Genomic DNA, 19,678 nt, shown 5'->3' on the forward strand with positions numbered 1-19,678 from the left:
AGAAATTAAGTATTACTTTCTAGTTTCAATCAACCTTTGGTTTTTATCTTCGATTTCTAAGAGTTCAGGGATAGTGACAAAGCGATAGCCCTGCTTGCGAAAGCTGGCAATAATTTGTGGTAAAGCTTGTACAGTCTTAGAACGATTACCACCACCATCATGCATTAAGACAATTCCACCAGGTTTTGCTTCTCTGAATACATTAGCGATTAATTTTGGTACAGCAGGACGGGAATAGTCTACAGAGTCAGATGACCACAAAATAATAGCGTATTTACTATTTCTAGCGTAGTCAACTACCCCATTATGCATAAATCCTCCAGGTGGTCGAAATAAATTTGTTTTTAAGCCTGTAGTTTGAAAAATCAGATCAGAAGTGTGGTCAATTTCATAAGCGGCGGCTTGTGGATTCAAGAATTGATACCAATGATGCCAAGTGTGATTGCCAATGACATGACCTTCAGCAATCTCCTGCTTGAGTAAGTTGGGATAATTTTTCACATTCTGCCCAACCACAAAAAACGTCCCTTTGATCTGATTTTTTTTCAGGATATCTAAGACTTCTGCTGTACTTTCAGGCCAAGGGCCATCATCAAAGGTGAGAGCAATTATTTTCTGAGGCGGGGAGAGTTTTGCTGCCTCAATTATCGCACCTTGGAAACTTGATGGAATAGAATCAGAAAAACCCTTTACTTGCGCCTCTTGCTGCCAACTTTTTAGCATCACTGTTTTGAATTCCTCAACTCGCTGTTGAGTGACTACATTTGTCGCTATATTATTTACATTTTGGGTCTTTTTTGATTGAACTTGAAGAAAGTTTTTTTTGTTCAAGATGATTAAAATTAGACTCAAACTACCATAGAAGATAAGCAGCCAAACTAATTTTTCTGAAGTCCAAAGACTCGGCTTATTATTGATCACGTGAAGTTCCCTTAATGGTCAAATAATCAGTTACCGTGCTGATCGGAAGTTAGACTTTTTATCTGCTTACCTTCAGAGAAAGTATAGCGATGTATTCATGTATTGCCAAGAGTGCGATTACGTACTACTCGATTTATTTGGTTAAGATTTATGTTGTTGAAGACTCCGTTGAAAAACCCTGTTTTGCTCAGTCTCCTATTCGTGTCAGCTGATCTTGTTCATATTCAGAAAACCAGCACTTGATAAAACAGGTTTAGCTGGGCTTCAATGCAATTATGTAAATTCAACACACTTTCGTCATCATATTGTAATATTTTCCTCAATTAAATATGTAATAATCTTTTCATTGTCAATCCCAATTAACTGTCAACTACTAATTTTCCAAATAAAGAACATAGTAATTCTATTTGAGTTTCCAATAGAGTATGTACTGATATTAACATTGTAAACAAATTTAACTATGCTTTTAGCAGATTATAGATGTTCTGCATAAATTTTGACCAAAAAGCTGTCGAAGAAATAAATTTATCGGTAAAATAACTCCATGAAATTACGCGGTTTTTTACTAACTATTATTAGTACTTTCTTCTTAATATCGCCCAGTTTAGCAGCTAGCATAAAATTTCCAAGATTTGATGATAATCGGAGTCATTTAGAGTCAACAACGGATTGGAAGTATTTATTGGCGAACTTTCCAAGTGAAAGAATTATACATAAAAGTTTGATTCCTCAACTCAATCAACCAGAGATTTTTCCGAATGTAAATAATTCTTCTTTATTTGGTGGAATTATTCCATTAGGGAAAGAAATACCAGAGTTAAAGTCTCAAGTGAGAGCATTAATGGCTGATTATAGTTTTCTCAAACCGGGAATGTTTTTCTTAGATATAGAAACAGGTAATTATTTGAATATTAATGGCGAAAAGGTATTTCCGGCAGCTAGTACTATTAAATATCCGATTTTAATTGCTTTATTTGAACAAGTAGATGCTGGGAAAATCAAACTTGATGAAAAGCTAGTAATGCGACGTGACTTAGTAGCGAGTGGTTCCGGTGACTTGCAGTATAAACGGGCAGGAATCAAGCTGAGTGTAATGGAAACTGTTAACAAAATGATTACGATCAGCGATAATACTGCTAGTAACATGATTATTGCTCGTCTAGGCGGGAAAGCAAAACTCAATCAGCGTTTCTACACTTGGGGACTTAAAAACACAGTAATTCGCAATATGTTAGGAGACTTTAAAGGCACCAATACCACTAGTCCAGCAGATTTAGTCAGGTTATCAGCCTTAATTGACCAACATAAGTTGATTTCAGAGGGTAGTCAATTCCAAGTTTTAGATATATTGCGTCATTGCCATAATAACAAGTTGCTGGCAGCTGGTGTGGGTAAAGGTGGAACTATTGCTCATAAAACTGGAGATATTGGATTTTTGGTTGGGGATGCAGGAATTATTAATTTGCCAAATGGTAAGCATTACTTGGCAGGAATCTTTGTGATTAGACCCCATGACGATGAGCGAGGAAGGGAGTTTGTACGTCAGGTTTCTCGGATAGTTTATCAGTATCTAGATCAACCAAAATTATCCCAGAAGTATTGATTTGATATTACTTAGCGTTGATTGTGCTTAAAGCTACGCCTTGATAATAATGCCCTAAAATTTGCAGATAGTTTACTCCTCCTTTGGCTAAATTGTATGCACCCCATTGACTCATGCCTAAAGCATGACCATAGCCAAGTCCTTGAAGTATAAAACTACCATCTGCGGCTTTGGTAAGGTTGAAGTGGGTACTTTTTATCTTTAGAGCTGTACGCACTTCTTCACCAACTAGTATCTTCGTAGCTTTATCACCAACGATTTTTAAGACTTTAACACTACCAAACGGTGAGTAACTCTCTGCGATCATATCTAAAACATTGCCGACACCAGAAATCCTAGTGCTAATTTCTTTTTGGGAGAAAGTTTTCACCCATTTGCACTCGCTAACATTTTGATCGTAATCTTCAACAGCACGCAGGTAAGGCTCGTGGCTTCCCCAAACATCTTCGACATTTTCAGTATGTCCTCCAGAACAATCATGGAAAACTGAGAGAATAACACTGTCTTTATAAGTTAGTACCTGTTTATCAGTAGCATCAACGGCGGCATAAGTACTAGTAGTTTCATTGATTACTCCTTTATAATTCTGCCAATGATCTGGACTATCACCTAAATCGTAAACAGGATTATTGCGCTGTTTTTCTCGCTCATAGAGAGCAAAAGTCCGGGCAGCAACTGCTTGGGCTTTCAAAGCTTCTTGAGGCCACTCAGTATCCATTTCGCCACCAACAACACTATAGAGATATTCTTCGTCATCAACCCAGTTAACGGCGGTTAGTCCTTTGTCTGTTGGCACAACGAGAGTTCTGCCTCGATACCAGTGTTCGCCAATGTAAACGAATCCCTTATTTGTGGGTTCAATCCAAAATAGACTAGACTGCCACTTATCTAAAGCCACACCCCCTGGAACTGAAGAGGCATAAAATGAACTCATTGCTGGTAATTTTCCTACAGTCTGACCAGTACTATCTTTAACTAACGCAGTCGTAGAACTACCAACTGTTACCTGATTAACTCCTCTCTCAATTGCGATTCGTAAGATTACAGATGCTTTGGTTGGCGTAGCTAAAGTCATCCACAATAAGGCACTTATCCACCAGTGACCTACTTTCATCTGTGCAAACAAAGCGTTTAGTAAGAATTGGCATTTCATGTGTAGCATTTTATTGATAGTATTCAATTTCCATACAATGTTATCGCTAATACCGTGCTGTGCGTATAGTGTCAGATTTTTGGGAGATTATCTTTTAGCTTTTCCAATGGTTGACGCTTTGAAAGTACTCAAACTGTGGTGTTGAAAAAAGCTCCAAATTGCCTTACTGGCATTAAAACCAAGCTGAATATTCACCTGACTTAATTTAGGATCAGTTGAAGCACCACCAGGCCAGAAATGCCCACCATTGACTACAGCGAACTGCAAGACTTCTGAACCGTTTCTACAACCAGAGTAACGAAAAGCTTTGACTTGCAAGTGATTACGAGATTTAGTTGGAGTTAAGTGTTGAAATTGAGATGATGAAGTGCATTGGTCATGTCTTCGCCAAAAATTTGCGGTTTCTGGGATAGAAACAAGTGCCTCTTTTTGAGTAATGGCATCGCCATGATAATGTACACTGAAGTCATTTGTACCATTAATCATCATCATTGATATCGAAACCGTCGGATGGCAGCTATGCGCAAATCGAGTAGTTAGAGAGCCAGCTACTGATGCGAAAGCAGCAATTTTATTCGACAGCTTACAGGCCAAAGCTTGAGTCAGTATCCCACCTTGAGAAAAACCAGTGGCATAGATTTTACGTCGGTTAATATTTCTAATTTGCTCTATATGCCCAATCAAAGCCGTAACAAATGAAATATCATCCACTTTTTGTCTGACATGACCTGTAAAGCTCCATTGATGGTCAAGTCCATTTGGATAAACTACAATAAATCCGAATGCCTTTGCTAAATTATTGAAGCGAGAAGTTTTAGCAATAGAATTGCCACTGCCATTATCTCCATGAAACACTAAAACTAATGACATCGCATGTTTATGATTGTAAGATTTTGGCGTATACATATAGTAGGTACGTAACTTTCCTTGGTTTGTTAGTGTTCCATAATTCTCGCTTTGGAAGATTTTTTCTCTAGGTATACTTTTTGCTTCTACTTGAATGGAATTAGAGGTAACAGCCAGAGTAGTTGAGAGGAAGCCAATCAAAACATATTTAGAAAAATCAGATTTTTTATACATTTGTATAAGTAGGTGGGAAAATTTGCAAGTATTTAACGAAAAAGCATTAAAATAATTTGACAACTATTTGTGGGCATTTTACTGAAAGCCTTGGGGCAAGCTAGACCTCGTGACATTCTTTATAAGCCCAAACAACAGTACAAAAGGTGGTAAGAAAGTGCCAACTATTAGGCTTGTCAAAGATGTAGTACAGTGCATAATGGCATAATCGGAAAGACAAAAGTACCAATTGTTATTTGATAGCATGAAAACCAAAAATCATGACAAACAATATCATTGACAGAATTCATTGCTTTAACGAAGGAGGCAACCCAAAACTGCTTGAATTAAAATACAAGGCAATGCGTTCTGATGTTTTTACTTTTTATCGCGGCACGTGTCATTTATTTTACGAAGACTTTCCTAAAGATTTACTACTGAATGCAGCCCCGCCAGTATGGATTTGTGGTGACTTGCACCTGGAAAACTTTGGTAGTTATAAAGGTGATAATCGATTAGTTTACTTTGATATTAATGATTTTGATGAAGCATGTCTTGCTCCTTGCACTTGGGATGTGGTAAGGTTTATTACCAGTATAATAGTTGGCTCTCATACGCTGAGGGTGAATGAATCAGAAGCATTGCATTTGAGCAATTGCTTTCTTGATGCTTACAGCAATGTTTTAGCTAAAGGTATTGCTAGAAGTGTGGAAAAAGAAACCGCTTCGGGTTTAGTTAAAGATTTATTAAGAAGTTTAAAATCCCGCCTTCGTCAAGATTTTTTAGATAAATATACTAAGAAAAAAAAAGGTAAGCGGCATTTATTTATTGACAATAAACGCATTATTGAAGCCACAGAAGCAGAACAGCAAAAAATTAGAAAACTCATCTCCAATTGGCACAAATCTACACAAAAAGATGCTAGTTTTTATCAAATTTTAGATATACAACAGCGAATTGCTGGTACAGGTAGTTTAGGGTTAGAACGTTATGCAGTTTTGGTAGAAGGTTTTGGTTCTCCTGATGGCAATTATTTATTAGATTTGAAGTTAACAAAAACTTGCTCATTACAACCCTATTTAGCACTACCTCAGCCGGATTGGTCGAGTGAATCTGCACGGGTAGTAGCTATCCAACAACGGGTGCAAGGAACGCCACCTGCTCTTTTGGGGGTGATAGTTGACGGCAATAAATCTTATGTTTTACGAGAGTTACAGCCAGAAGAAGATCGGGTGAGTCTACAGGCGTGGGATGGAAAGCTGGAACGCTTAAATAAGTTGATGCAGACAATGGGTGAAGTGACAGCGTGGGATCAATTACGCAGTGGTGGTAGACAAGGTTCTGCGATCGCAGATGATTTAATCAAGTTTGCTCACTTATCTGATTGGCGTAATCAAATTCTTAAGTATGCAACCAGCTACTCTAAACAAGTAGAACTAGATTACCAAGAATTCTGTCAAAAATCGTGAATCTTACCTAGTCAAGAATTGCTATGTAATTAATTCTGTTTGACTACTTATGCCGCTAGGATTAGAGAAAGATTAATTAATTAATGCAGGAGCAAGTTAATGCGCCTCACCATCAGCCTCCGGGCAGTATTGCTCCTACTGTTTGGCGGATTTATTCCCTTACTGATATTTGGGGACTTAGCAGAGGATGTTTGGAAACAAGGTGGATTTCCCTTCGATGTTCCCCTATTATTAGCTATTCACAGCACTGCCCAACCGAAACTAGATGTTTTTGTCTCATACTTGACAAAACTTGGAGTGTTTTGGGGGGTATTCCCAGCAGCAGCAATGATTTCGCTGTTGTTGGTGATTCGACAAAGGTGGCGTGCTTTAGAGTTCTTACTCACAGCCTCGGTGGGCAGTATAATCATTAATCAGACAGTGAAGCGGTTGCTGCACCGGGCACGTCCTCATCTGTGGATAACACCTGCTCCAGAATTTGATTATGGCTTTCCGAGTGGTCATGCGATGGCTAGTATGACTTTGGTGGCAGTTTTGATTATTTTGAGTTGGAACAGCCGTTGGCGTTGGTTTGTTGTGATTATAGGAACCCTGTTTGTCTTAATAATTGGTTGGACACGTTTGTATCTAGGAGTCCATTATCCAAGTGATGTATTGGCCGGATGGATGGTGGCATTAGGCTGGACAGTTGGAGTCAGTTTCCTAATCAACTCACATCCAGTTCGCCGGAGATATCAATAGTAAACAAAGTATGTTCAATCGGGGAGGGGCAACTCATGCAACAGCCAATAGTCCGTCACAGATATCGCTCTACTCAATTGCTTGGAAGTGTTGTCTGTGCTTTAAGTTCTGTTGAAAAGCCAAAGCCGATTCTGTTTTGTCCCTATACCCTATACTCGAAGCTGCAACTCCAGTTTTGGCTTTTCAAGATAGTCTAACTATTTAACCTGGAACGAATTGTCGCTTTCTAGTTGGTATTGCCTAACCCAAGAGAACCATTACTTAAGTGGTTCTCAGTAATCAATTGGTTAAGGGTGCGAATTTGGTCTGGAGTGCCAGGATGAGTACTTAAAAATGCTGGCACTGAACTAGAGTTAACGAGTTTCAGCATAAAAGCTGGCATTGCACTGGCATCGTAACCGGCTTTTGTAAAAGTGAACAGTCCCTTATGGTCTGCTTCAAACTCATGCTGGCGGCTTCCAGGTAAGTTCAATTTTTAATTTTTAATTGGAGCGTACTCCTACGGAGAAGCAAGCTACGCGCAGCGTCTCCAAAAGTTGCGACTTAATATGGCGTTTCCTGCATTTCTCACGCTTCGGTGCGATTGCTATTACCCAAACCTTTATTGAGCTTAGTTTTTGCAACACAACCACAGAACCTGCGTCACTGGTCTTGTTTCAGCTGAGAAAACCAGGAACAGCCTTCTTAGACCCAGTTAATAAGTAAATTATCTCATTTTTGCTAGTCAAAATACAAAATTAGATATGAGGTGATATTTTCGATAATTTCGCAATGAATGGGACATGATCCTGCTCAATACTGAGAATTAAACCTCTTCCTAAGTACGCAAGGAAGTTAATCTGTTTAAAGTTAAGGATGAGCAGAGATTTGTCCCAAAACTGATTGAGAGGAAATTAATATCTGAATCTAGCGGTATGTAGCAGTTCCTTTCAGTACAAAGCCCTGATATGACTGTAATTGTCCAAACAATGGTCTTTTAATAAATCCTGTTATTTCTTGAGTAGTTAGAATCGCTTGAGTTTGAACAGGAGTTTCTTTACTACCGATAAGTAGGTTAACAGTAGGTAAGAGGAAGCTGAGTCTGACTATATTTCCTCCGAAATCAGGGTTTGGTGGCTTGCTAATGATTACCGTGATCAGTGTACCGATATCAGTGGCTAATGTCTGAATTTCACCACCACTAAAATGTCGGGAAATCTTTTCAGTTTTGTAATCAAGCTGTGGAAGTCCATTCAGGATTGAATACTTAATATAAGTACCTTCGCCCTGAAGTTCAAACTCATTTGGTTGTTGTACAACAATTGCTTGTGCTGGCTTTATGGATCTGGGTATTAAAAAAGATACCAGTGATGTGGCAGTTAAACCAGTTACAAAGGTGAGAGCAGTTTTAAGAATTTGACGGCGGGGAAAACTCCCAGAGATATCTTCTAAGTTAGGTTTCATAATTCAGAAATCCTGAAGCTAATAAATCTTATCTTTTCAATCATCTTAATCAATTCGCTGTTTGCGGTCACAAAATATTAAACCTTAGTTTAACACTGACCTTGGATCAACCCTTAGTCCATTACAGTCTAGAAAGACACATTGCAAAGCCCTCTCAAAATATACAATAGCGATCGCATCTCTACCAACAGGTGAATTCAAACTTGATATACAAAAAATTACGTTGCTCTCAAAGAAGAATTGTAGATAAAACTCACCAATTACCCTTACAAGCTCTGCTAAAATCGATACTTAACGAAGCATTCAAAAGGGAATTGTGAGCCTTACTCTTCAAATTCCGACTGTCAACGATAACCTAGATGACTTTGATAGCTTGTTTCAACTTTGGCAAAAAGTCAACCAAGACTGCTCAGAAGTAATCTTCAACTTTTCCAAATGTTGGTTTCTACGACCAAACGCAGTAGCTTTTCTGGGTGGATTAATTCGGTTAATTGAATCACAAGGTAGAAAAGTCACTTTTCAACAACATACTCTTCATAAAAAAGTCAAGAGAAATCTGCAACAAAATGGGTTTATGTATGCCTTTTGCCAGGATATGGCACCTTGGCAAGGAAACTCTATCCCGTATCGAGAAGATCCAAAGCAAAATAAAGATGAATTGGTTCAATACCTAGCCGAACAATGGCTTGGTAGAGGCTGGGTTCATGTCAGCCAAAATTTGCAAAAGCTGATTGTTGCAACAGTTTTAGAAATTTATGCGAATGCTTTTGAACATGGACGGACAGATATAGGGGTCTTTAGCTGCGGACAACATTATCCTGAACTAAAAAAACTTAAACTAACAGTGGTTGACTTTGGTGTAGGAATCCCTCAGAATGTGCGCGATTTCCAGAAAAATCCCAACTTACCAGCAGACCAAGCATTAAAATGGGCTTTTCAAAAGGGGACAACTACCAGGGGTGGACGAGTCACGGGTGGTATTGGTCTTGACTATTTAAAACAATTCGTTCATATAAATAAGGGAAAACTTCAAATTTTAAGCCATGATGGATGTGCGACAATAGATGAAAAACAGGAAGTTTACGAAAATAGACAAAGTTTCTTTGGAGGAACACTGGTAAATATTACACTCCTGTGCGACGAATCGTATTATGCTTTGGAGCTTGAACCAGATGATGAGCCGTTGTTCTAAGGGTCATGTGCGGACTATGAAACACGAAATCCTAACCCTTGTAGGCAAAAACTGTATTACACCTGGCGATGGTCAGAAAGTGTACGATTTGGTCATCGGTGAATTATTAGCTTTTAATGAAGTTGAGCTAGACTTTGCAGGAGTAGAAATTTTTGCTTCCCCGTTCTTTAACTTTGCTATTGGACAATTACTTCGGGATATTAAGCCAGAAACCCTAAACCGTCTGCTCAAATTTTCCAATCTAAATACGGTTGGTAAGCAAATACTCAAACTGGTAATCGAAAATTCAAAACGGTATTACTCCGACCCTGATTTCCGTAGTAGAGTAGACCAAGTTATCAGCGAACAAGCAAATACATAGTAATGCCAGTCAACTACACAGTTCAGGCTGAAGTGGTTGATATCCGGTCTGACGCTCCGAAAAATGATGATATTTTCTTAGTAGATACAAACGCCTGGTATTGGTTTACCTAGACTAATGCCAGTATTTCATCTCGTCCTTATCAAATTACAGAGTATCCTTCCTACATTGCTAAAGCCATTTCTGCTAACTCATTGCTTTTATACTGCGGTCTTTCATTGGCAGAATTAGCACACAACATTGAGCAAACAGAAAGGGAAATATTTTCTTCTACATTAAAATCTAAAGAATACCGTCATAACTTCCCAGTCGAGAGAGCAAAAGTTGTAGCTGAAGTTCAAACCGCTTGGAGTTAGGTAATATCTAGTGCTGTATGCACAGATGTTTTGGTTAGCGAAGAAACAAGCAATGCGGCGCTAAACAGATTTCAAACCCAATTACTTGACGGTTACGACTTGCTGATACTGGAAGCGATGGACAAAGGAGGAGTCACACAGATAATTACAGATGATGGTGATTATGTGACTGTCCCAGGTATCAAACTTTTTACTGCAAATAGTGGTGCGTAGGCAAAGCCCGTCGCAGACATCGCAGCAGCGAAAAGTAAAGGCAAACTTTTGGTGAGGTAGAAGGGTGTAGACATGCATTGGCTTTTGATATTATGCCATCTCTGCACCAGTTAAGATCATACACTACCTTAACTTTATTGGTGAAGCAGGTACTAGGAATACAAATTTATGAAGCGCGATCGCTTGATGCTGTAGAGTTTAGCTTGGAAAGTGCGATCGCGCATATGATAATGAGGCTCAAATCATGATATAGCTTTCCTCAAATGTAATTTCGGAGAACACTGACAGATATCAAATAGCACGGGACGATTACTTCAAGTTGAAAGATAATAGAGGTAGATACTTTAGGTAAAGCAACATCTCATGGTTAATGTTATTCGAGGTGATGTAGATAATAAGCCAGTTTCATCTAGAAGGCTAGCTGATTACTTTGAGAGGAGACACGATATAGATGGCAGCTTATATCTGGGATACCCAATAATAGGAACGCCTCAAGGTGGTTATCAAATTGATGCTCTTTTATTATCCAGAGAGAATGGCGTTGTTATTTTCAATATTATTGAGGGAACTAATACTGACATAGATATAGAAAAGACACAAGATGAAAGTGCAACCAAAGTTGAATCAAAACTACTTCAGCATACAACTCTGGTGAAAAGAAGGAAATTAATGGTGCCAATCAATGTTGTAACATTTGCACCTGCACTGAGTAATACACCGAATAATATTTCAGAAGGCTATCCCATCATAACTAATGAGCCTGCCCTAGAAGAGTACTTAAAATCTTGTAAATGGGAACAAAACCAGTATTTTGAAAGTCTTAGCTCAGTTATACAAGCTATAACTACCATAAGAAAAAGAAGGCAGCGTAGCTATATTCAACGAGAAGATTCCAGAGGTGCAAAACTTCAGAGACTGGAAGATTCTATCGCCAATCTAGATAATAATCAGAGTGCTGCTGTGCTTGAAACTGTAGAAGGTGTACAGCGAATTAGAGGACTTGCTGGCTCAGGTAAAACTATAGTTCTAGCTCTTAAAGTTGCATATTTACAGGCAAAACATCCTGATTGGAACATTGCTGTTACTTTTAATACTCGCTCTCTTAAAAATCAGTTTAAACAGTTTATTAACACTTTTAGTATTGAACATACGAGTGAAGAGCCGGACTGGGAAAAAATAAAAATTATTCACGCTTGGGGAAATCCCTCAACGGAAGGAATTTATTATGAAATATGTAAAAAACATAATATTGAATTCAGAGATTTAAATGCAGCAAAAAATCTTACTAATGTATCTGGTCAAGAATTTGACAAAGTTTGTGAGGAAGCACTCGATAAAATCCACAGCTTTGAGCAGTATTATGATGCAATATTAGTTGATGAAGCACAAGATTTTTCTAAACATTTCCTGCAACTTTGTTACAAAATTCTGAAGCAGCCGAAAAGACTAGTTTATGCATATGATGAGTTACAAAGTCTGAGTAATAAGACAATGGAATCACCAGAAGAAATCTTTGGAAAAGATACTTACGGTAATCCATATGTTCAACTTCAAAACAGATCAGGAAAACCAAAACAAGACATTATGTTAGAGAAATGCTATAGAAATTCTCGCCCACTCCTAACTTCTGCACATGCTTTAGGTTTTGGAATATATAGAAATGAAGGATTAATCCAGATGTTTGATGATGCAGGGTTATGGAGAGATATTGGTTATGAATTAGAAGAAGGAAATCTAGAAGATGGAAAGTCTGTCAAGCTTACTAGAACTAGCAATACTAGTCCAATGTTCCTCGAATCTCACTCAGATATTGATGATTTAATTATATTTAAGTCTTTTAATAATAAGCGCGAACAAAATGAATGGTTAGTCAAGGAAATAGAGAAGAATATTAGGGAAGATGAATTAAAGTATGATGACATAATGATTATTCATTCTAACCCCTTTACAACTAAAGATGCCGTTGGAAGCTCTAGGGCTTTACTATTTGAAAAAAAGATTAATTCTAATCTAGCCGGAGTCACAAATTCCCGCGATGAATTTTTTAGTGAAGAAGCAGTTACTTTTACTGGTATCTATAGAGCAAAGGGAAATGAAGCTGCAATGATATATGTTATAAATGCTCATGAATGCTTCTCTGGTACAGAGCTTTCCAGAAAAAGAAATATCTTGTTTACTGCCATGACAAGAAGCAAAGCTTGGCTAAGAGTATTGGGGTATGGCGAAGACATGAGGGGTTTGGTGAAAGAATTTGAAGAAGTGAGAAAAAGAAACTTTGTTCTTCAATTTACTTATCCTACAGCAGAAGAACGAATAAGAATGAATGTTATCAATAGAGATATGAGTCCTAAAGAGCGTGAGCGTAGAATTCAGAACCAAAGAAATTTAAAAGATATTGTTGAGGATTTAGAGAAGGGTGTTATGCAGAAAGAAGATTTGTCACCAGAATTAATAGAAAAATTAAAAAATCAACTATTTTAAAATGACTAGTCATCAAGAAATTTATAGAGAAATTGAATACATTACTCAAAAACTAATAGAAGTTAGTTTATGCGATCAACAAAATTTTCCCTCATCTACATCTCTTGGTAGAGATAGTTATGAAATTGCATATTCTGGTATGCAGAATCTCTCAATAGCACTGAAAAATATTGATTATAAGAACATATATAATGAACTAGACAGAGGTAAAAACTACAATTTCAAAATGATTGATGGTGCGTTAATACAATTTTTATATACGTATAAAAAATCTGAGTTAATTTCACATAGGCTTGCCTTTTTACCATCACCATTTTTAGAAGTATTCCAGAATGAGCCTACAATTTATGAAGCAGACGAAATATATGCAGATATAATAGCAAAAAATATATTACCAGTACCAATTAGATTCGATTATGATCCAGGCAATCATAAAGAATTAGATCACCCCAAATGCCATCTAACCTTGGGACAGTTTGAAAATTGTAGAATACCTGTTTGTTCTCCAATCGCACCAAGTACCTTCATATCCTTTATTATTCGTAGTTTTTACAATACTGCTTTTAGGAAATTTACAGATGATCTTACGTTTTCAAGTAACCTTTTCGATAAAACGATAACTGTTGGAGAGAAGAAAGTATTGTACATAGCTATTTATTAATTTAATTTAGAGAATCTTTGCTGGTTCCCCAACTCATAAATCTGTTGACCAAGTGAATAATCCGTAAGGATTCAGGTGTTTGAAACCCAGTCACAGAGGCAGTTTAAAATTCGACTTTGGCTTATTAACATACCTTTAGTCGCAATAAGGCAGGAAAATATAGTCGTTATACCAATTCTGTATGAAGATGCGCCCTATATGAGGAACGAACCGCAAAGAACGCGAAGGACACAAAGAAAGAAATAAGAAGCCAAGAAAATTTGGCGAAGCTTCACAAAAAAATGGTATTACGCAATCATTATTGAGAATAAAAATTTGCGATTAATCCCCGAAAAGCTTTATCAGAAAACGATCGTAGAGATTTTGGTATGACTTGAATTCTTATAAATAATCAAGCACTACTAATAACTTATTATTTTTCCATCTACTAAATAATGCCGAATCTTACACCTTCCCACAACCTTTAGAGATTCTGACAGGAAACGTAAATTGTGGTAAGCTAATCGTCATTCATTTTTCCAGGATGATTCGCTTCTAGTAAGGGCTTCAGCCCTGCTTTTATGCCTCACCTAACCCAGAGCATTGATGCTGAACTGATAGCTAATTATTTGAGTGCAATTGCTAAAAATCACCAAGATTTATTTCCAGAGTTCATTAACCAGAAACTTTCTGTTGATTTACGCGACGATTTTCCTGATACAGCCAAAACACCCCACTTTTTGTACGGCGATAGATTACGCTGGCTTAGTTCTGACACCGACTGGGGAATAGTAATTGGCAGATTTTACAGCTTTGCTCCACATCTTTGCTGCTGGAGTTGGTGCTACCTAATTTGGTTAAGCAAAGACAGCCTCAGTGCCGCTTGGACATCTGCCGATATTGCTTGGGAGGAGGATTTAGAACCACTGGAAGGAGAGCCATTATTATGACTAATCCCCGCCCTCTACAAGAACGTGAGCAAAACCTGATTGACCTTTACAGCCATTGTCAACTAGGAATGACACCCAATAAATTTTATGCCAAATGGGATGTTAATCATGAGGCGATCGCTCGGATTTGCTCTCGTTCACTTTCAACTGTCTGGCGTTGGTTTTCCAAGGGTCGCAATTACCGCAGTCCCATGCCCAGTGATTTACGCCATCTTGCCCTGATGGACTTCCTGCTAGAATACTTCGAGGAAATTCCCGAAGAATGTTTGAATATACTCTGTTCTCTCACAGGGCATAAGTAGGAATCGAAAAGTCAACCAATTGCAATGTCAGGATGACATTTTTTTACCAGCCACTCTCACAGTAGGGTGGCTTTAGTTTTGAGAATGTTCAAGTCACTTTTGTCTATTATTCGACTGCAATTTACCAGCTAAATCATAAGTATGATCACGAGGTTTTTATGACCTACATTGAAAAGCTAAATCCTTGGTGTATAGTCCGCCATTTTCCTAGTATGCAACATCAAATAGTTGCTCGTTTTCGTCGCCGCAGTGACGCAGAAGCTCATTCACAAGCTCTACACCGACTGATACCAAGTGCAACTTTCACAATCATTTTCAATCCAGCAGTCGAGCAACCAGAGCAAATTACCCCATGATTCTGTCGTTCTGGAAGTCAACTTAACTTGTAGCGAATTCTCTTGTTTGTTGAAACATACGAATATCCTCCCTTGCTCCTTTTTTTCCATAAAAGCACGGGGGGATGATTTGTAGCTAACATTTGAAAAGTACTACTATGTTTGCACAAACTCCGTCATCGATAAAACTTTTGATACTTTACCATATCGGCAAAACTTAGAAAACACCGCTGACACCAACCATCCACCCACACTGCTGGAATCTTAAATCTTGCCCCACAGTTTGGACATTCTGACAACAAAATTAATTGGTGGCGATCGCACCCCCAAGCCCTGCTGCTTTACCTAATCCACTAGATGTTAACTCGTTTGCTCGCCGGAAACGTCCTAAAAAGTGACTTAGGCTTTCTCCCTCAAGTGGTTCTACTTGAAACAGCCAAGATTGAATCTCTACAATTTCCATTACTTGTATTCTGCTGCTACTTCCTTTAGGGTTGGTAAATCTACCTTATTTAGTCCTTTCCTCAATGCCCTAATTGCTGACTCTCTAAGAATCATATCCAGCAGACCAATATAACCCCCAGTTGCCTCACCCAAAGTTTTGAGCATGGTCTTGCTAGAAAGGTTGGAAGCAACTGGTAACTGCAAAACCTTCTTTTCCCAAATTTCTACAGTTCGCTTAAAGTCTTCTCCTGAGAATTTACCAAACCGATGGCAAGCTCGAAAACGGTTGTAAACCTGTTCATCCCGCTTAATCACTACATCCAAGCGATCTGTTCCTACTAAGACAACTGATATTTCTAATTCTTCACCAATGTCCCGTACATCTTTAAATGTATTGGGCTTCAAGCGGTCAGCCTCATCAATAATTAATGTCTCTACATGACAATTTTTCAGAACACGCCGACTCCGCTCTCGAATCTCAGCGACTGTTCCCTTAGTCATTTGATACTTCAGATGCTCAATAATTAGCCTAAACAAATCTTTAGAACTGCATTCTGGAGGAACTAAGCATGTAAGCAACAGGAACTATTGGGGGTTTACCTGACTCTTGTATCGGCTTATGTCTTAACCTGTAAGCATCGCGTACTCTGATTGCAACTTGTTGGGGAGTAATTCGCTTACTGCCTTTATTACCTTCCTGATATGTCTTGATAATGAACTGTTGCCAATCAGTATCTATTCGATGTGTACCTTTGTCAGCCCGTGTCGTGGTTTGAAGTGCAGCTAAACCCTCCTCTTCCCATTTTTTTACTAGTCGGCGTACTGTTCGCACAGACTTACCTAGTTTGGCTGCTACTTCCCTTTGCCTTTGCCCATAGGTGATGCGATCGCATGGTTCTAGTAATTGCTGAATCATATCCAGCAAATGCCTATCATCTGCTGAGAGTTACGTCACAATCTCATCCTTTTCTGCCTCTTGATCGCTATTGGTATGATTGTCCAGCATTTTTACATAATTGTTTAATACAAACGTAGTTGTCTTGTACTATATAAAGGACATTTATTTTGTCAATTTTCATAAAAATGTAGGCTCATAGTATTTTTCAAGAAAGGACAGATATTTTGTCAAAGTTCTAAAAGAGGACAGGTATTTTGGCAATAAGTCTCTAGTAGCCTATTTTCAGCCTATAATAGTAAAATCCTTATCAAGTAAGGGTTTTAAGCTAAATATTTTTGAAGACGTTAATTTGTCAAGTGGTCATTTAATTTGGCAATCGACAAATTTTTGCTGTAGATTAACTAATTAGTGGTCTGCAATTGCTATCTCCTTACAACTTGGAAAACAATATATTTAACCCTTCGGTCATCGTGGGATGAGTCAAAATACCATCGCGCAGAATGGTGTAGGGCATCTGAGCTTGCATCACCATCTGCACCGTTGAAATCACTTCACCTGCTTCATGACACAACAGGGAACACCCTAGAATACGACCTGTATCTGTATCCACGATCGCCTTCAGAAGTCCATCGGTTTGACCGAGTGTTTTTGCTCTAGGAACGGCTGACGCATCCACCTTCGCCACGCGGATAGCATATCCTTGTTGCTGTGCTTCAGTTTCAGTCAAACCCACATGAGCCAGTTCTGGATCGATGAACAGACAGGATGGAACCAATCGATCCCGTGTACTACGGTTGCCCCCATCAATTAAATTAGCTTTGATAATGCGATAATCATCGAGCGATATATGAGTGTATTGCGGGCCACCGTTGATGTCGCCTAAGGCCCAAATCCCCGAAATATTCGTCTCTAAGCAATCGTTGACTTGAATAAATCCGCGTGTATCAGTTGCCACACCAGCAGCAGCTAAATTTAAGCTATCGGTATTGGGCGCACGACCAACGGCCACGAGCAAATGCGACCCCTGGAGGGTGATTTCACGATCGGCAACTTGGATTTGAAGGATGGTTTCATTACCAGTGCGATCAACCCTCAACACCTTCGCCTTCAGCAAGAATTCAATACCATCTTGTTCCAGCAATGTTTGAACTGCGATCGCTATATCTGGATCTTGCTGTGACAGGATTTGCTCACTTTGCCCAATGACAGTAACGCCAGAGCCAAAGCGCCGAAACATCTGGGCAAACTCTAAACCAATATAGCCACTACCGAGAACGATCAGGTGTTCAGGCAAGTATTCTAGCTCCATAATCGACTCACTTGTCAAAAATCCAGCTTCTGTGAGTCCAGGTACAGATGGAATTAACGGTCGTGTGCCTGTATTAATAAATAACCGTTCGGCGGTAAGTAAGCAATTGTTCCCCTCAGTCGTCGTCGCTTCAATTGTTTTAGGAGCAACAAACCTTGCTTCGCCAATAATCAAGTTGTTATCCAGAGCCGTTTCTAAATTGTGCAAGTTCATTTCACGCGCAGATTGCACAACTGTTCGTTTTCGTTGGATCACCTGTGCTAAATTAACGCTGGGTGTATTACCTTTAACACCATAAGCGGCACTATTTCGCACTGTATTTGCCACATTGGCACTTGCCACCATAGTTTTAGTAGGAATGCAGGCAATATTAATGCACCCGCCACCAATCATATTTAAACTGCGTTCAACCAGAGCGGTTTTACGTCCGTCAGCAACCAGTGCTGGTGCAAGTGTTTTACCCGCCTTGCCGCCGCCGATAATAATGTCGTCATAGTGTTGAGTGTCCACTTCCATATCCTTTGAGTTTGATCAGGTGAATACGATGTCTAAAAGGTGTTATGAATTTCAAAAAACTGTCTGACTGAGAAGGTTTTAGCGATAACGTATTTGACGAGCGTAACTCAAGATGCTAGCCCTAGCTGAGTTTCCAAAAGTTCATAACACCCACTAGAAGATTCAACTTTTTCTACAAGCTTGCTTCATCAAGATACGATTGTTTTTATACACCTCTAAAGTTCCAGACTGCGGGTTATCTAACGTGCCATCCCACACCCAATATTCATAAATTCCCTTCCGAAACTTATACACTCGAACACCTTCTGTCGCTTGGCTAGTTCCTTTACCTAAACTTAAATTACCGTTGGGATTGGTCGCGCGATAGAGTAGTTCACCGGAAGTATAATTCTGCCAAATATTAATGTTATAACCACCCTGGCATTTTGTACTCAGGATGATGCCAGCAGTAGAATCAGCAGAAGCAGGTAAGGAAAAATTAGCTAAGATACTGATTGGCAGAGTAAGAAGTAACGCGGATGTTTTCATAAGTGTTGTAAAATTGATGAGTTTGACATTACTTTATTGCAGCTACAACTTCATCTGTAGAAAGGACTGCATTGGCGATATACCCAAAGTTGATCAGTGCTGCCTTATAGCCGTCACCCAGTTTTGGATGTCGAGGAGCAGCGGTTGCATCCTTGACGACAACGACCTGGAATCCCTGTTCGAGCAATTCGTGTAGGTGAGCTTCAACACAAAGATTTGCCAACATTCCGAGTAGAATGACTTTGCTGATGTTGCGTTTACGCAGTTGCAAAACGAGGTCGTTGGTTTGCGGGCCATAGACTTTGTGGGGACTGGCCACAATCGTCTTGCCATCCTCAATGAAGGGCTTATAGCGATCAAGCCAGTCAGCACCTGATCCCAGGAATCCATCGAGGCTCAACGCACCACGGCGATCAAACTCCTTAACCTCAAGCATTATTTGCTCTAGGTTTCCGGCAAATTTCCAACTATGGTCAGTGGGGTAGTAATAGTGAGGGGAGATAAAAACCTCGAATTCATTCTGCTTCGCGGCTTTGAAGATTCGCTCAATGTTCTCGATGGTCTTGTTATCCTTAACACTCTCACCCACCAAATCCCAGAAAACCCCTTTTTCGCTCAAGACATCGTTTTGCGGATCGATGACGACTATTGCGGTGTCATTCTTGTTGATGTTCATGGTTTTTCTCCTTGCTTGTTGATTTTCACCGTTCTCTTTCTTAAAAACCACCCGCCATGTGTAGCGTTTTCTCAGTGATTCAAAATCA

The 19,678-nt window shown here is 39.0% G+C and carries 23 protein-coding genes; 12 read left to right on the top strand and 11 right to left on the bottom strand.

Annotated elements, in window-relative coordinates:
* Positions 1 to 12 precede the first annotated feature (12 nt).
* Positions 13 to 921: a polysaccharide deacetylase family protein gene (locus V7K48_RS02580; protein WP_442949397.1), complete on the bottom strand. Its 909-nt coding sequence runs from the start codon at positions 919 to 921 to the stop codon at positions 13 to 15.
* A 544-nt stretch (positions 922 to 1,465) separates the two neighbouring features.
* Here V7K48_RS02580 and V7K48_RS02585 point away from each other — a divergent pair.
* Positions 1,466 to 2,524: a serine hydrolase gene (locus tag V7K48_RS02585; protein ID WP_335069319.1), complete on the top strand. Its 1,059-nt coding sequence runs from the start codon at positions 1,466 to 1,468 to the stop codon at positions 2,522 to 2,524.
* A 7-nt stretch (positions 2,525 to 2,531) separates the two neighbouring features.
* Here the strand turns inward: V7K48_RS02585 and V7K48_RS02590 are convergent, their stop codons facing one another.
* Both V7K48_RS02590 and V7K48_RS02595 read right to left on the bottom strand, forming a co-directional pair.
* Positions 2,532 to 3,677 carry a SpoIID/LytB domain-containing protein gene (locus V7K48_RS02590; protein ID WP_335069321.1) on the bottom strand — a complete coding sequence of 382 codons (1,146 nt, stop codon included), beginning with the start codon at positions 3,675 to 3,677 and terminating at the stop codon, positions 2,532 to 2,534.
* 87 nt (positions 3,678 to 3,764) lie between these two features.
* On the bottom strand, positions 3,765 to 4,757 hold the full coding sequence (locus tag V7K48_RS02595; protein ID WP_335069323.1) for an alpha/beta hydrolase family esterase: 993 nt from the start codon (positions 4,755 to 4,757) through the stop codon (positions 3,765 to 3,767).
* Between the two features lie 260 nt (positions 4,758 to 5,017).
* Between V7K48_RS02595 and V7K48_RS02600 the strand changes: the two genes are divergently transcribed.
* Together V7K48_RS02600 and V7K48_RS02605 are read left to right on the top strand one after the other, a co-directional pair.
* Positions 5,018 to 6,205: a DUF2252 domain-containing protein gene (locus V7K48_RS02600; protein ID WP_335069326.1), complete on the top strand. Its 1,188-nt coding sequence runs from the start codon at positions 5,018 to 5,020 to the stop codon at positions 6,203 to 6,205.
* Between the two features lie 99 nt (positions 6,206 to 6,304).
* A complete protein-coding gene (locus V7K48_RS02605) occupies positions 6,305 to 6,946 on the top strand; it encodes a phosphatase PAP2 family protein (RefSeq protein ID WP_335069328.1) in 642 nt (213 codons plus the stop codon).
* A gap of 226 nt (positions 6,947 to 7,172) precedes the next feature.
* Here the strand turns inward: V7K48_RS02605 and V7K48_RS02610 are convergent, their stop codons facing one another.
* Both V7K48_RS02610 and V7K48_RS02615 read right to left on the bottom strand, forming a co-directional pair.
* The gene (locus V7K48_RS02610) at positions 7,173 to 7,418 is read right to left on the bottom strand and encodes a M48 family metalloprotease (RefSeq protein ID WP_335069330.1); all 246 of its coding nucleotides are present in this window, start codon (positions 7,416 to 7,418) and stop codon (positions 7,173 to 7,175) included.
* 434 nt (positions 7,419 to 7,852) lie between these two features.
* Entirely contained in the window at positions 7,853 to 8,389 is a 537-nt protein-coding gene (locus V7K48_RS02615; RefSeq protein WP_335069332.1) for a hypothetical protein, read from the bottom strand.
* 316 nt (positions 8,390 to 8,705) lie between these two features.
* On the opposite strand from V7K48_RS02615, the gene V7K48_RS02620 reads away from it, so the two are divergent.
* From V7K48_RS02620 to V7K48_RS02660, 9 genes are all read left to right on the top strand, one after another.
* On the top strand, positions 8,706 to 9,581 hold the full coding sequence (locus V7K48_RS02620) for an ATP-binding protein (protein ID WP_335069334.1): 876 nt from the start codon (positions 8,706 to 8,708) through the stop codon (positions 9,579 to 9,581).
* Between the two features lie 16 nt (positions 9,582 to 9,597).
* Positions 9,598 to 9,942 (top strand): STAS-like domain-containing protein, encoded by a 345-nt coding sequence (locus V7K48_RS02625; protein WP_335069336.1) that lies wholly within the window; start codon positions 9,598 to 9,600, stop codon positions 9,940 to 9,942.
* 386 nt (positions 9,943 to 10,328) lie between these two features.
* Complete coding sequence (locus tag V7K48_RS02630) at positions 10,329 to 10,511, top strand: hypothetical protein (protein WP_335069338.1); 183 nt, start codon at positions 10,329 to 10,331, stop codon at positions 10,509 to 10,511.
* A gap of 92 nt (positions 10,512 to 10,603) precedes the next feature.
* Positions 10,604 to 10,759, top strand: a complete 156-nt coding sequence (locus V7K48_RS02635; protein WP_335069340.1) for a hypothetical protein — start codon at positions 10,604 to 10,606, stop codon at positions 10,757 to 10,759.
* Between the two features lie 115 nt (positions 10,760 to 10,874).
* On the top strand, positions 10,875 to 12,992 hold the full coding sequence (locus tag V7K48_RS02640; protein ID WP_335069342.1) for a DEAD/DEAH box helicase: 2,118 nt from the start codon (positions 10,875 to 10,877) through the stop codon (positions 12,990 to 12,992).
* A gap of 1 nt (position 12,993) precedes the next feature.
* Entirely contained in the window at positions 12,994 to 13,653 is a 660-nt protein-coding gene (locus V7K48_RS02645; protein ID WP_335069344.1) for a DUF2290 domain-containing protein, read from the top strand.
* Between the two features lie 560 nt (positions 13,654 to 14,213).
* The gene (locus tag V7K48_RS02650; RefSeq protein WP_335069346.1) at positions 14,214 to 14,582 is read left to right on the top strand and encodes a hypothetical protein; all 369 of its coding nucleotides are present in this window, start codon (positions 14,214 to 14,216) and stop codon (positions 14,580 to 14,582) included.
* On the top strand, positions 14,579 to 14,884 hold the full coding sequence (locus V7K48_RS02655) for a helix-turn-helix domain-containing protein (protein WP_335069348.1): 306 nt from the start codon (positions 14,579 to 14,581) through the stop codon (positions 14,882 to 14,884). The genes V7K48_RS02650 and V7K48_RS02655 overlap by 4 nt, the downstream gene beginning before the upstream one ends.
* A 158-nt stretch (positions 14,885 to 15,042) precedes the next feature.
* Positions 15,043 to 15,240 carry a hypothetical protein gene (locus tag V7K48_RS02660; RefSeq protein WP_118170740.1) on the top strand — a complete coding sequence of 66 codons (198 nt, stop codon included), beginning with the start codon at positions 15,043 to 15,045 and terminating at the stop codon, positions 15,238 to 15,240.
* 283 nt (positions 15,241 to 15,523) lie between these two features.
* Here V7K48_RS02660 and V7K48_RS34830 read toward each other — a convergent pair whose 3' ends face one another.
* From V7K48_RS34830 to V7K48_RS02690, 6 genes are all read right to left on the bottom strand, one after another.
* The gene (locus V7K48_RS34830; RefSeq protein ID WP_442949398.1) at positions 15,524 to 15,682 is read right to left on the bottom strand and encodes a hypothetical protein; all 159 of its coding nucleotides are present in this window, start codon (positions 15,680 to 15,682) and stop codon (positions 15,524 to 15,526) included.
* Positions 15,682 to 16,242, bottom strand: coding sequence for a TniB family NTP-binding protein (locus tag V7K48_RS02670; protein WP_335069350.1), 561 nt, complete (start codon positions 16,240 to 16,242; stop codon positions 15,682 to 15,684). Before V7K48_RS02670 ends, V7K48_RS34830 begins: the two co-directional genes overlap by 1 nt.
* A complete protein-coding gene (locus V7K48_RS02675; RefSeq protein ID WP_335069353.1) occupies positions 16,205 to 16,579 on the bottom strand; it encodes a helix-turn-helix domain-containing protein in 375 nt (124 codons plus the stop codon). Before V7K48_RS02675 ends, V7K48_RS02670 begins: the two co-directional genes overlap by 38 nt.
* Positions 16,580 to 16,991: 412 nt before the next feature.
* Complete coding sequence (locus V7K48_RS02680; protein ID WP_335069355.1) at positions 16,992 to 18,386, bottom strand: mercuric reductase; 1,395 nt, start codon at positions 18,384 to 18,386, stop codon at positions 16,992 to 16,994.
* Positions 18,387 to 18,548: 162 nt separating this feature from the next.
* Positions 18,549 to 18,914 carry a hypothetical protein gene (locus V7K48_RS02685; RefSeq protein WP_335069357.1) on the bottom strand — a complete coding sequence of 122 codons (366 nt, stop codon included), beginning with the start codon at positions 18,912 to 18,914 and terminating at the stop codon, positions 18,549 to 18,551.
* A gap of 28 nt (positions 18,915 to 18,942) precedes the next feature.
* Positions 18,943 to 19,590 carry a cysteine hydrolase gene (locus V7K48_RS02690; RefSeq protein WP_335069359.1) on the bottom strand — a complete coding sequence of 216 codons (648 nt, stop codon included), beginning with the start codon at positions 19,588 to 19,590 and terminating at the stop codon, positions 18,943 to 18,945.
* Positions 19,591 to 19,678 lie beyond the last annotated feature (88 nt).

This window comes from Nostoc sp. (assembly GCF_036919615.1).
Taxonomy (GTDB): Bacteria; Cyanobacteriota; Cyanobacteriia; order Cyanobacteriales; family Nostocaceae; genus Nostoc.